We start from the raw sequence: 14118 nt of genomic DNA, 5'->3' as shown, positions 1-14118 counted from the left end.
GGTAATCCATAGATTAAATAGTATAGAAAATATTTAATTCTTATTTTTATTAAAAAAATATAAATCTCAGATTTACTGGATTTTGATTGTAACTAAGAACATATAAAAGTTCACTGTTATTTATAGGAGAGCCTGTTTGTTTTTCTATCTTTTGTATTTCACTCTGCATAAAAAAATCTTTCTCAACATTTTATTTGTTGAAAAAGATTGAATATTCGTATTATAACGAATATTATGTTGTTATCGGCAAAAAACGATAATTTGCAGACACTGGGGAGGAAATACATTGAAAAAGAAAAAGAAATTAAAACCATTAGCGGTATTAACAACAGCAGCGGTACTAAGTAGTACGTTTGCTTTTGGAGGTCACGCAGCGTATGCTGAGACACCAACATCATCTCTACCAATAGATGAGCACTTAATACCGGAGGAGCGTTTGGCAGAAGCGCTAAAACAGCGGGGGGTAATTGATCAATCTGCATCACAAGCTGAGACGTCAAAAGCTGTCGAAAAATATGTTGAGAAAAAGAAAGGGGAAAACCCTGGGAAAGAAATCTTAACAGGAGATAGTCTTACACAAGAAGCTTCTGATTTTATGAAAAAAGTAAAAGATGCAAAAATGAAGGAAAATGAACAGGCACAGCAGCCTGAAGTAGGCCCAGTAGCTGGACAAGGTGCAGCATTAAATCCAGGGAAATTAAATGGAAAAGTACCTACTACATCAGCGAAGCAAGAAGAATACAATGGAGCTGTTCGAAAAGATAAAGTACTTGTTTTACTTGTAGAATTTAGCGATTTTAAGCATAACAATATTGATCAAGAGCCAGGATACATGTATTCTAAGGACTTTAATCGTGAACATTATCAAAAAATGTTATTTGGTGATGAACCATTCACTTTATTTGATGGATCGAAGATTAACACATTTAAGCAATATTATGAAGAACAATCTGGTGGTAGCTATACAGTTGATGGGACTGTAACAGAATGGCTTACTGTTCCAGGAAAAGCATCAGATTATGGTGCTGATGCGGGTACTGGGCATGATAACAAGGGGCCTTTAGGACCAAAAGATTTTGTGAAAGAAGCATTAAAAGCAGCGGTAGCAAAAGGAATCAATTTAGCAGACTATGACCAATTTGATCAATACGATCAAGATGGTGATGGAAATAAAAATGAGCCAGATGGAATTATTGATCATTTAATGGTTGTACATGCTGGCGTTGGTCAAGAAGCTGGCGGCGGTAAATTGAAAGATGATGCGATTTGGTCACATCGTTCAAAACTAGGTTCAAAACCATATGCAATTGATGGCACGAAATCTTCTGTTTCGAACTGGGGCGGAAAGATGGCTGCATACGATTATACAATCGAGCCTGAAGACGGAGCGGTTGGTGTGTTTGCACATGAGTATGGCCATGATTTAGGCTTACCAGATGAATATGATACAAAGTACTCAGGACAAGGTGAACCTGTTGAGTCATGGTCTATTATGAGTGGTGGTAGCTGGGCTGGAAAAATTGCAGGAACAGAGCCAACGAGTTTCTCACCACAAAATAAAGAGTTTTTCCAAAAGAATATGAAGGGGAATTGGGCGAATATCCTTGAAGTAGATTATGACAAACTTAGCAAAGGCATCGGTGTTGCGACATATGTAGATCAAAGTACTACAAAATCTAAACGACCTGGAATCGTTCGTGTTAACTTGCCGGACAAAGATATAAAAAATATCGAATCGGCGTTTGGTAAGAAGTTCTATTATAGTACAAAAGGAAATGACATTCATACAACACTTGAGACACCAGTATTTGACTTAACAAATGCAAAGGATGCTAAGTTCGATTATAAGGCATTTTACGAACTTGAAGCGAAGTATGATTTCCTTGACGTATATGCGATTGCAGAAGATGGAACGAAGACACGCATTGATAGAATGGGCGAAAAAGATGTAAAAGGCGGCGCGGATACAACTGATGGTAAGTGGGTTGATAAATCATACGATTTAAGCCAATTCAAAGGAAAAAAAGTAAAACTGCAATTTGAGTACTTAACAGATATTGCAGTAGCTTATAAAGGATTTGCGTTAGATAATGCAGCATTAACTGTAGATGGAAAAGTTGTTTTCTCTGATGATGCAGAAGGTCAGCCAGCAATGACGTTAAAAGGCTTTACTGTGTCTAACGGATTTGAACAGAAAAAACATAATTACTATGTAGAGTGGAGAAATTACGCTGGTTCTGACACTGCGTTACAACATGCACGTGGCCCAGTATTTAATACAGGAATGGTTGTATGGTATGCGGATCAAAGCTTTACAGATAACTGGGTAGGCGTTCATCCAGGTGAAGGGTTCTTAGGAGTAGTAGATTCCCATCCAGAGGCAATTGTAGGGACATTAAACGGACAACCTACTGTGAAGAGCAGTACGCGTTATCAAATTGCCGATGCGGCATTCTCATTTGATCAAACACCAGCATGGAAAGTAAATTCACCAACTCGCGGTATCTTTGATTATAAAGGATTACCAGGAGTGGCAAAATTTGATGATTCTAAGCAATATATCAACAGCATCATTCCTGATGCAGGACGTAAGTTGCCGAAACTAGGACTGAAGTTTGAAGTAGTAGGCCAAGCTGAAGACAAGTCTGCAGGTGCGGTTTGGCTTCATCGATAAAATAAGGTAAAACGAAGAGGAGCTGCCACAAGTCGGTGAAACTGACTTATGACAGCTCTTTTCTTCTTGTGAAAAAACTCTCTGTTTTTTTATGTACTTATTGGAAAAATTCGAAGTTTCTTTGATACATAAAATGCTCCGTCTGTCCAATTATAGAAGCTATTTTGGACGTAAGAAATTTGTAAGTAATGAGTAAGAAAAAAGAGATTTTCATAGTATAAAATATTTATTATAGCTACTTTTAACACCTGATACTAATAGTGTGCTATAATATGAATTAGCAACAAAAAGGAAAGGAATTAGAACAATGACCTTAGAAAATACTAAAAATTTAAAAAAACAAGTTGCTCCTTTTGAAAAATCAACGATTAAAAAAAGTGTTTGGCAACTGATCAACACAATCGTGCCATTTATTATTTTATGGTACCTTGCTTATAAAAGTTTGTCAGTTTCTTATTGGTTAACATTAGTTCCAGCACTGTTAGCCGCTGGATTTATGACAAGGATTTTCATTATTTTTCATGATTGCACCCATTATTCGTTCTTTAAAAGTCGACGTGCAAATAGAATAGTTGGAACGTGTATGGGTGTTTTAACATTATTCCCATTTGATCAGTGGGGGCATGAACATTCTATTCACCACGCTACAAGTGGTAATTTGGATAAGAGGGGTACAGGGGATATTTGGACGCTTACAGTTGATGAATATGTAGCTGCACCATTTAGACTCCGTTTAGCATATCGTTTATATCGCAATCCATTCGTTATGTTTGGGTTAGGCCCGATTTATGTTTTCCTGCTTAAAAATAGATTTAACCGAAAAGGTGCTAGAAAAAAAGAACGTATGAACACTTATTTAACGAATATTTTAATCGTTGCTATTATAGGAATGCTTTGCTGGGCAATTGGATGGCAATCGTTTCTTTTAGTACATGGTTCTATATTTTTAATAGCAGGTTCAGTAGGGATTTGGTTGTTTTACGTACAGCACACATTTGAGGATTCTTATTTTGAAGAGGATAAAGATTGGGAATATGTGAAAGCGGCAGTGGAAGGAAGTTCTTTTTATAAGCTTCCTAAAATTTTGCAATTTCTAACGGGTAATATTGGATTCCATCATGTTCACCATTTAAGCCCAAGAGTACCTAACTATAAACTAGAAGAGGCACACAATAATACGCTTCCGTTAAAAAATGTACCAACGATTACGCTTGCTACAAGCTTACAATCACTACGTTTCCGCCTTTGGGATGAGAAAAGTAACAATTTTGTTAGCTTTAAAGATGTCAAAAATATAATTAAAAATAATGTTTCTGTTCGAGTGAAATCTGAACTATAATTGCATCGTATATAATACTCCCCTTAATCATTTTCGATTTAAGGGGAGTTTGTGTTTAAAGAGTAGATGCCAGATAAGAAGAAAATTTACATAATTCAAATTGTAATTGAAGCAGATTAGGAATAGCTCGTACGTAAGTACAAATATAAGATGACAGTAAATGCATTATGTTAACAAATTTATAGTAAATGGGGAATCGTACAACATTATATCCAAAAATAAGAAAAAACTTGAACGGAAATTCCATTCATTTTTCTTGGTGTTCCTCATTCCATACACTTAAATAGGACGCATATTCTAATTCATCTGGATTCTTATGTAACATAGAAATGAATTCTAATTTATTTCCATCACAATCTAGAAAGTATACACTTGCAGCAGGCATCCACCTTTGGACAATTGGCTTTTGATTTCCTTTTCCTTGACTTCCTATCACTGCTATTCCACGTTCCTCTAACCACGCTTTAGAAGTCATTAAAAACTCTAAATTTACACCAAAAGCAAAATGTCTCGGCTCAAAGTCTTCAATGTTATGTACTTCCCATAGTCCAAGCATTTGTTGTTTATTTTCTCCGACCCAAAAGAAAGCCACTCTTCTTTTGGAGAATTTTCTTGCTAACGTTAATCCTAGCTTGTTTTGATAGAAATTTATTGCGTTTTCTAAATTTCTTACATGTAAATGAGTTTCGTATATGTTCTGTATTATTATGATCATTCCTTTCTTTATTGGTAACTACCAATTAAATAGTGAATGTAATTCTAAAGTTGAAATATGTATAAGCCTAGTAATGTACATCTATATCCGATATACCTATTTACTATTATATTGAAATTGGAATGTGATAAATCCCACTGAGGTAGTAAGTGTTTAAATGAACACTCTACTACTTTTGTAGGAGAGGGGATATATCTATTAAATTCAGATGAAATCATATTTAAATAATGAAAAACGCTATTCTATTCGTAAGAATAGCGTTTTTTTATGTTTTTAAGTTGGTGGCCATAGGGTAGAATTTGAAAAATGAGGATTTACAAAGCTAAGAAGTTTAACTCCAAAAAAAAATCGATTTCCTGTGGAGTTAAAGGAATCGACTTTTTTATTTACCTTGATGTATTAACGCAGCTGTTAACTTAATAGTAAATAAGTAGAATCCACTATTTCTCCCAAAGTTCGATCAATCGACCTTCAGGATCCTTAATCCAAATAAACTGTCCAAATTCACTGATTTCTTCTTTCTTCTCAAGAGGTACACCAATATTCTCAAGATGCTTTATAGTCTCGTTTAGATTATGTACTTCGAAATTTAACATCACTTGTTGTTCTTTTGGAAAATAATTGTCATTCTCTGTAAAGAAAGAAAAGATGGTCTCATTTCCTAACTGGGGTTTAATCACAGTTCCATTCCAATCTTCTATATCAAGTTTCAACACTTCACTGTACCATTTTTTTATAACTTCAAGATTCTTAGTTCTCCAAAATATTCCTCCAAAACCTTTTATCATCGTATCTAACTCCTGTCTGTCTTTAAATATATATTAAATATATTTAAAGACAGACAGTAATAGTAAGCAGAATCATCAACTTATGAATAGTAAAAATAGTAATTGTTAGTATTATAGTATTTACTACATTAACACTTTCTACAACATCATTAGCAGAACTTGAAATTTCGGGAAAGGTATAGAAATGCTCATTTTTCAACCCAAAGTTCACCTGAGCAATCCAGAACTTAAAGTGTTATAAATAATTCTTTCAATAGTAGGGGGAAATGAGAGAAGGAACGATAAAAGACCACACATGAAGTGAAACGCCATGTGTGGTCTTTTATGTATCGTCAAATATTACGAAGTCTCGCTAATTTTAGTTTCACTATGAGTGTTAGTAGAATTTCTTTTCTTAACTTTAAAGTGATAGTAAGTGTAGCAAAAGATGATAAATGGGACAGTGCAATAGATTCCAAGTCGTTGTTCTGGGATAAAAATAAGACTGATTAATATAATGCCATACAATCCAAAACCAAGAATTGGTACGAGTGGATAAAGTGGCGTTTTAAATTTTAAGTCTTCTAATTTTCCGCCGTCTGCTAAATAATGTTTGCGGAAAAAGAATTGAGAAACACAAATTGACATCCAAACAATAATGGTAATGACTCCGGAAATTGAAATGAGCCACAAGTAAACAGTTTCAGCAGCTACTACGCTTGTCAAAAGAGAAAAAGCAGAAATAGCTATCGTCATGATTAAAGCGTTGAGAGGAATCCCACGTGATGATAATTTCTTTAAAAAGGCTGGAGCCATTTCGTTTTTTGATAAAGACCAAAGCATTCGAGTAGCAGCGTATAGTCCTGAGTTTGCAACAGAAAGAACAGCAGTAAGAATAACAAAGTTCATAATATCAGCTGCATATGGAATACCGATATTATCAAAAACAGCAACGAATGGGCTCTTTGTTAATCCAGCTTCTTCCCAAGGAATTAAAGCAACAAGAACAAAGATTGCTAAGACGAAGAAAAACATCGTGCGCCATATAATATTTCTAATAGAACGAGGTAAAGTTTTTGCTGGATCTTCACTTTCACCTGCTGCGATTCCGACAAGCTCTGTACCTTGGAAGGAATAATTGACTGTAACCATTGTTAAAAGAATAGCGGCAAGTCCATTTGGGAATAAACCACCATGATTTACGAAATTTGATAATAGCGGAGCGGGTTCGTCACCTTTTAAATCAATAAAACCGAACATAGCGGCGCCGCCAAGAATAATGAAAGCGATAATGGCAGATACTTTTATACTTGAAAACCAAAATTCTGTTTCTGCATAACTACGAGCAGATAATGCATTAATAGTGAAGATTGTAACGCCAAATATTAAACACCAAACCCAAACAGGAATATCAGGAAACCAGCGCTGCATTGTAATGCCGGCAGTTGTAAATTCAAGACCGGTCGTATTCGCCCAGCTTAACCAATACAACCATCCGATTGTAAAGCCAGTTGCAGGATTGATGAACTTAGTGGCATATTCTTGGAAAGAACCTGAAACAGGCATGGCTACAGCAAGTTCACCAAGACATAGCATAACGAAATACATTAATAATCCACCGGCCATAAAGGCAAGTACGGATCCGCCAGGTCCAGCTTGACTTATAATAAAGCCAGATCCGTTAAATAACCCCGTTCCAATCACACCACCGAGTGCAATCATGAATAAGTGTCTACTTTTCATCGTCCGTTTTAATTCATTGTTTGTATTGCTTACTTGCGCCATTGTTTTTCTCACTTTCATAGTTGATAGAATAAATTTTGATTTTTTTCCGTATTATGGAATGTATTCCGTGATGTGAAATCTTGTTATAATTTTCAGATAATTAAAAAGAAAAGTCAATAATTTTTTGTTTGCGTTTTCAATTCTTTGTTAGTGATACGTTTTTTATTGTTAGAAAATTAAATAAATAGATTGATTTAATTTTGAATCTTTGCTAAATTGATAGTTAATTAAGCATACTAACATATTACGAGTAAAGTTGAGGCGAGTTATGGTACAGTCCATTGATCGAGCGATAAGTATTATTAAATTATTGAATTCTACAAATGAAAAAGAGTATTGGGCTATTTCTGATATAGCTGATGGAACACATCTCCCGGTTAGTACAGTACATAGATTACTTAACTCTTTAATGGAGCATGGGTTAGTTACACAAATTTCAGAGACAAAACAGTACAAAATTGGACCAATGTGGATGGAAATAGGGTTACGTCAATTGGAGAAGGTAGACTACAGATCTGTTGCAAGAGAAGTGATGAAACGTTTAGCTGCTGAAGTGGAGGAAAGTGTCTATTTAAATATTCCAAACGGAACACATTCTATTATCATTGAAAGAATTGATAGTCCTTTAAAAATTCGAGTTATCGATAATCTAGGGGAACAAATTCCACTTTCAATTGGTGCCGCAAATAAAACGATGCTTGCCAATATGAAAACGAATGAAATGGAACATATTGTAGAAAATTTACTTTCTTCATTACCAGAACAAAAGCAAATTCTTCTTAATCAAATAAAGCAAATAAAAAATGAAGGATATGCTGTCAGTTATGGTGAAAAAACAGAAGGGACAGCTTCAGTAGCTGCACCTATTATCGGATTTAATCATAAAGTAGTAGGAGCATTAAGTGTTGGGTTAATTAGTCATCGTATTAATGATGATCGACTATCTTTTCTTATTAGCAAGGTAAAACAAGCGGCTCATGAAATATCAATAAAAATCGGCAGTACATCAGAACTATAATTTTGATAGCTGTCGTCATTTTTTTTATTCATATACTGGAATTAGTTTTCATAATGCGGAAAAATAGGGGGATTTATATGTCAAAGTGGCAATCAAAAGAACAATTGATTCAATTATTAAGCGGTCTTGTTGAAATTCCTAGTATTACCGGTTCAGAAGCTGAAGTAATATTGCCAGACTTTGTTGTGGAACAGTTATCTGATTTACAGTACTTCAAAGAAAACCCGCATCATTTACAAAAAAATCCGACAGGGGACGGACGATATTTTGTTACAGCACTAGTAAAGAAAAGCGATAGTACAAAAAATACTGTAATTCTAGTAAGTCACTTTGATGTTGTAGATGTACAAGATTACGGAGTGTGGAAAGAAGATGCATTTAATCCTAAAAAGTTAACATCTATGTTTTATTCTCATAAAGATGAACTTCCAGACCATGTACGTGAAGATATAGAACATGGAGAATGGCTGTTTGGTAGAGGAACAATGGATATGAAATGCGGCCTCGCATTACAAATGGCAATTATTGAACAAGCATGTGAAGGAAGATTCGATGGGAATGTTCTTTTATTGGCTGTACCAGATGAAGAAGTGAATTCTATAGGGATGAGGGCGGCTGTTCCGAGATTGTTAGATTTAGCAAGAGAGCATAACTTAGATTATAAAACGGTCTTAAACTCAGAGCCTATGTTTTCAAGACATCCTGGTGACCAAAATAAGTATATTTACACTGGCTCTATTGGTAAAGTGTTACCTGGTTTTCTTTGCTATGGAAAAGAGACACATGTAGGTGAACCTTTTGCAGGCTTAAATGGGAGTTATATGGCCTCATTAATAACAGCAGAATTAGAGTTAAACACAGACCTTTGTGACATTGTAGAAGGGGAAGCGAGTCCTCCGCCAACTAACTTACTTCAAAGGGACTTAAAAGAGGATTATTCTGTACAAATTCCGCATCGTGCAGTTACATTATTTAATTTGTTTTTATTAGAAAAATCAATGACAGATGTAGTTTCATTGTTACGTCAAAAAGTAACGAAAGTAGCAGAGAAAATAGAAGAGTCGTATGAAAAACATGCATATCGTTTTTCTAAATATAATCCATTTATACCACCTAATCTCAAAGTAAATGTATTAACTTATGAAGAGCTTATCACATATGCAATTGAGCAACATGGACAAGAAAAAATAAATCATATTCAATCTAATATTATAAAAAATAGAGAAGATAAAGATGATCGTGCGGTAACGATTGATTTAGTAGATAAATTAGCGATTTTATGTAAAGAAAAGGCACCGATGATTGTACTTTTCTTCGCTCCTCCGTACTATCCAGCTGTGAGTTCACGCAACAATCCTTTAATAAAAGAGGTAGTTGTAGAAATGGAAAAGTATGCACACTACAATCATAAGATTACATTTGAAAACCAAAATTATTTTGGGGGGATTTCAGATTTAAGCTATGTAGGCTTGCAGTATCCACTGGATTCAATGAGTTCGCTTGTAGACAATATGCCATTATGGGATAAAGGTTATTCAATTCCGCTTCAGGAATTAGAAGAGTTTGATGTTCCAGTATTAAATATGGGGCCGGTAGGAAAAGATGCACATCAATGGACAGAACGTCTAGATGTAAACTACGCATTTGAAACACTAATAGATATGTTACCGAAATGCATTGAAAAATTATTAGTTTCTAATAAAATTACACAATCATAGTAGGGAATAGGTAAGGGATAAAATAGAACCTTTAAAGAAGATTTGAATTAAATTATTTTAATATAATTAAAAAGCGGAACGGCCAAGCTCAATTTTATATGAGTTTGGCCGTTTATCATGTAGTGAATTTTTAATTAAAATTATGTGAATTCATAGCTAACGTAATCTCTTTTATAGTTTTATTTTTTAGTTTGACCAGATAGTTCAACAGACTTTTGCGTACAACGTTGCATAGCTGAAATAATCGCTGTTCGTAATCCTTTTTCCTCTAATGTTGCTACAGCTTCTATTGTCGTTCCACCAGGAGAACAAACCATATCTTTCAATTCACCTGGATGTATTCCTGTTTCTAGTACCATTTTTGCAGAGCCTAACACAGCTTGAGCAGCGAATTTATATGCTTGATTTCTTGGCATACCATCTAGTACAGCAGCATCTGCCATCGCTTCTATAATCATATATACATAAGCTGGTGAAGAACCACTTACAGATGTTACAACATCCATTAATTTTTCACTTACGATCTCTGTTTGACCAAAACTATTGAAAATGTTTAGTACATCTTCTAAATCTTTTTCTGTCACCATTTCATTAGGGCATAATGCAGACATTCCTTCTCCAACAAGAGCAGGAGTATTAGGCATTACTCTTACAACCTTTAATTTTTTATTAAAGGCATTTTCAGTACTTTCAATACTTTTCCCAGCAGCGATCGTAATGATGATAGCATCGTTTTTGATTACTTCTTTTATTTCATTAATTATTGATGCGTATAGGTCTGGTTTGATTGATAAAATTAAAATATCAGCATTTTTAGCTACTTTATTGTTGTCGGTAGTTGTAGTTAGCCCATATTTTTCACTAGCATTTTTTAAATTAGCAGTGTTTAAATCTGAACAAATAATATGATTTGAAGACACTATATTTTTGTTTATCATTCCGCCAATCATAGCCATTCCCATATTTCCGCAACCGATGAATCCAATTTGTTTATCCATAATAACTCAATCTTGCTCCTTTTATAATCAATTATATCGGTTTGATATTATTTTCTTAGAATAAGAATAACATCCCTGTGCAATATAAAGAAACATTCTAAGAGAATATATTCCTTTTTGCAACACTAAAAGATAAAAATTAATTATATTCGACATTATGTAAATATATACACTATAATTTAAGATTTTATGTTTATGAATATGAGTTAAACTTATATCATTTTGTATTTTCATTCAGTAGGGCGATAATTTCATACAAATAACTTGTGGCTCTATTTATTTTTAAAAATACCTCTTGACACCGAATCGAACTATATCGCATAATATAAAAAAATTAGATTGAAAATCGTTGAAGGGAATTAGTACATATGTCTTCTTGCGAAAGAGAGTGGAATTCACCGGCTGAAAGATTCCTCGTATAGAATATATCGAACCTATCCTTGAGTCTTAAATGAAAGTTTAGGCGTTCGCCTGCGTTATAGGCACCAAGTGGATATCTATGTATATCAATTAAGGTGGTACCGCGGAACAATGACCGTTTCGTCCTTTTTATTTTATTAAGGGCGAAGCGGTCATTTTTATTTTGCTCTTAAATACTTCAGTGCAGCATTGATGAGAATAGATATAGTTACAAAGTGAATGAAGTGTAATTTATAAAAAACTTTGATTTTAGACTTGGGGGATAAAAAAGTGAAAAAACAACGAGTTGTTGTAAAGATTGGGAGTAGTTCCTTGGCAGATAGTCACGGAGGCATCTCTACAGAACAGCTTTCAGATCACGTTGCCGCATTGGCTCGGTTGAAAGCTGATGGGCACGAGGTTGTGTTAATTACATCTGGAGCCGTCGCTGCAGGTTTTTCAGCGCTAGGATATCCTAGCAGACCTGTAACGATTAAAGGGAAACAGGCTGCAGCAGCTGTCGGACAAAGTTTGTTAATGCAGGCGTACACGGAGGAATTCCGTAAATATGGCATCGTTACTGCGCAACTTTTGTTGACGAGAAGTGATTTTTCTAGAAAAGAACAGTATAGTAATGCTTACGCTACGTTAGGAGAATTATTAAACCGTTCCGCTCTTCCAATTATTAATGAAAATGATTCCATCTCTTTAGAGGAGCTGACGTTCGGTGATAATGATATGCTGTCAGCTTTAGTAAGCGGGCTTGTTTCGGCGGATATGCTTATGATCTTTACAGATGTGAACGGGTTATATGACAAAAATCCTCAGAAAAATGCGGATGCAAAAAAATATTATTTTCTTCCTGAAGTTACGGAAGAAATTTCTTCTCTTGCAGGAGATGCTGGCTCAAAACTTGGGACTGGCGGTATGAAATCAAAAATCGATGCTGCAAAGACAGCACTCTCTCTTGGTGTGAGTGTATTTATCGGAACAGGACGTGGACAGGAAAAGTTTGTAGATGTTTTGAAGGGTAAGGGTGATGGAACGTATGTCGGTAATGCTCCTCAAAAAGAAATGAAGATGAACAAGCAATGGATTGCCTTGCATTCGCTTGTTAGCGGACAAATTGAAGTAGATGCTGGGGCAGCTACTGCCATCATTCAGCATGGTAAGAGTTTACTTCCAGCTGGTGTTACGAATGTATCAGGATTTTTCCAAGTGGGTGAAGTTGTAGAGGTTGTAACGCAACAAGGGCGCGTAATAGGAAAAGGACAATGCACATATAGTGCAGAGGAACTAAGAGATGTAAAAGGTATGCAAAGCCAAGATATTCAAGTAAGAGGCGAGAGACATAGTTATGAAGTCATCCATAGGGATCATTGGGTTTCACTTTAAAAAGGAGGAAATAAAAATGAATGAAGTGTTGGCAAAGGGGATAAAAGCAAAAGAGGTTGTTAGGGAACTTGTACTAAAATCTACAAATCAAAAAAACGAAGCACTTGCTGCAATTGCAAATCAATTAATAAGTGAAACAGCTTATATTTTAGAGGAAAACAAACGGGATATAGAAGAAGGTAAGGCAAAAGGGTTTTCTGATTCTCTCCTTGATCGCCTTATGCTGAATGAACAGCGTATTGTTGATATGACAGAAGGGATTAAGCAGCTAATTGAATTACGTGATCCTGTAGGAGAATGTGTAAGTGCATGGGAAAGGCCAAATGGACTATCTATTCAGGAAATGCGCGTACCACTGGGTGTTGTTGGGATGATTTATGAGGCAAGACCGAATGTAACAGTGGATGCTGCTACAATTTGTTTGAAAACAGGAAACGCAGTCATATTACGTGGTAGTTCTTCTGCTATTCATTCTAATAAAGCGATCGTTGCCGTTATTCACAGGGCGCTCAAACAAACAAGCTTACCTCAAGAAAGCGTCCAGCTTATAGAAGATACAACGCGAGATAGCGCAAAGCAGTTGTTTACAATGAAGGATTATCTAGACGTTCTTATTCCAAGAGGTGGCAAACAATTAATCGATACTGTTGTGAGAGAAGCGTCTGTTCCAGTACTTGAAACAGGTGCGGGAAATTGTCATATTTTCATTGATGAAACAGCGGATAAACAAATGGCATTGGATATTATTATAAATGCAAAAACGCAGCGTCCATCTGTATGTAATGCGATTGAAACGATTGTTCTTCATGAGAAGTGGGCAGAGAAATATGGTAGCGAGTTGTTTTCTTCTTTGAAGGGTAGAGGTGTGGAGCTACGTGGTGATCAAAAAGCATTTGCAATGGATTCTTCAATTGTACTTGCTTCAGAAGAAGACTGGGGGACAGAATTTTTATCTCTTACACTAGCAGTGAAAGTGGTTTCCACTGTTGAAGAAGCGATTCATCATATAAATACGTATGGATCTATGCATTCTGAAGCAATTATTACTGAAAACGAGGAAAACGTCAGCAAGTTTTTTACTTCTGTAGATGCCGCGGCACTTTATCATAATGCATCGACTCGTTTTACAGATGGATCCGAATTTGGATTCGGAGCGGAAATTGGTATCAGTACACAAAAGTTACACGTAAGAGGCCCAATGGGGCTTCCAGCATTAACTTCTACAAAATATGTGATTCGTGGAAATGGACAAATTCGAAAATAATAATAAAAGACACTCAATTGGCTTGGGTGTCTTTTATTATAAAAAT

10 protein-coding genes and 1 other annotated feature are annotated in these 14118 nt (G+C 35.3%); of the genes, 6 read left to right on the top strand and 4 right to left on the bottom strand.

Translation table 11 applies throughout. The features are described 5' to 3' along the window. The first annotated feature begins 286 nt into the window (after window positions 1–286). Together MHH27_RS15240 and MHH27_RS15235 are read left to right on the top strand one after the other, a co-directional pair. The gene (locus tag MHH27_RS15240) at window positions 287–2674 is read left to right on the top strand and encodes an immune inhibitor A domain-containing protein (protein WP_000727446.1); all 2388 of its coding nucleotides are present in this window, start codon (window positions 287–289) and stop codon (window positions 2672–2674) included. A 307-nt stretch (window positions 2675–2981) separates the two neighbouring features. Then, entirely contained in the window at window positions 2982–4013 is a 1032-nt protein-coding gene (locus MHH27_RS15235) for a fatty acid desaturase (protein ID WP_000171498.1), read from the top strand. A gap of 247 nt (window positions 4014–4260) precedes the next feature. Here the strand turns inward: MHH27_RS15235 and MHH27_RS15230 are convergent, their stop codons facing one another. From MHH27_RS15230 to MHH27_RS15220, 3 genes are all read right to left on the bottom strand, one after another. Then, entirely contained in the window at window positions 4261–4719 is a 459-nt protein-coding gene (locus MHH27_RS15230) for a VOC family protein (protein WP_033657522.1), read from the bottom strand. Between the two features lie 449 nt (window positions 4720–5168). Then, on the bottom strand, window positions 5169–5516 hold the full coding sequence (locus MHH27_RS15225) for a VOC family protein (protein ID WP_000589591.1): 348 nt from the start codon (window positions 5514–5516) through the stop codon (window positions 5169–5171). 339 nt (window positions 5517–5855) lie between these two features. Further along, window positions 5856–7280 (bottom strand): amino acid permease, encoded by a 1425-nt coding sequence (locus MHH27_RS15220; RefSeq protein ID WP_000079995.1) that lies wholly within the window; start codon window positions 7278–7280, stop codon window positions 5856–5858. A 268-nt stretch (window positions 7281–7548) separates the two neighbouring features. On the opposite strand from MHH27_RS15220, the gene MHH27_RS15215 reads away from it, so the two are divergent. Then, window positions 7549–8298, top strand: a complete 750-nt coding sequence (locus MHH27_RS15215; RefSeq protein WP_000250751.1) for an IclR family transcriptional regulator — start codon at window positions 7549–7551, stop codon at window positions 8296–8298. 53 nt (window positions 8299–8351) lie between these two features. Beyond that, entirely contained in the window at window positions 8352–10016 is a 1665-nt protein-coding gene (locus MHH27_RS15210) for a M20 family metallopeptidase (RefSeq protein WP_340943177.1), read from the top strand. 179 nt (window positions 10017–10195) lie between these two features. Here MHH27_RS15210 and proC read toward each other — a convergent pair whose 3' ends face one another. Beyond that, window positions 10196–11014, bottom strand: a complete 819-nt coding sequence (gene proC, locus MHH27_RS15205) for a pyrroline-5-carboxylate reductase (protein WP_000360722.1) — start codon at window positions 11012–11014, stop codon at window positions 10196–10198. Window positions 11015–11354: 340 nt separating this feature from the next. Next, window positions 11355–11565 (top strand) — a binding site (T-box leader). A 139-nt stretch (window positions 11566–11704) separates the two neighbouring features. On the opposite strand from proC, the gene proB reads away from it, so the two are divergent. After that, window positions 11705–12808, top strand: a complete 1104-nt coding sequence (gene proB, locus MHH27_RS15200) for a glutamate 5-kinase (RefSeq protein WP_000744798.1) — start codon at window positions 11705–11707, stop codon at window positions 12806–12808. Between the two features lie 16 nt (window positions 12809–12824). Then, on the top strand, window positions 12825–14072 hold the full coding sequence (proA, locus tag MHH27_RS15195; protein ID WP_001006626.1) for a gamma-glutamyl phosphate reductase: 1248 nt from the start codon (window positions 12825–12827) through the stop codon (window positions 14070–14072). The last annotated feature ends 46 nt before the right edge of the window (window positions 14073–14118 follow it).

This window comes from Bacillus sp. FSL L8-0152, from assembly GCF_038006365.1.
GTDB lineage: Bacteria > Bacillota > Bacilli > Bacillales > Bacillaceae_G > Bacillus_A > Bacillus_A cereus.
Note: the sequence above shows the minus strand (reverse complement) of the source record. Positions and strands in the feature narration are given on the sequence as shown.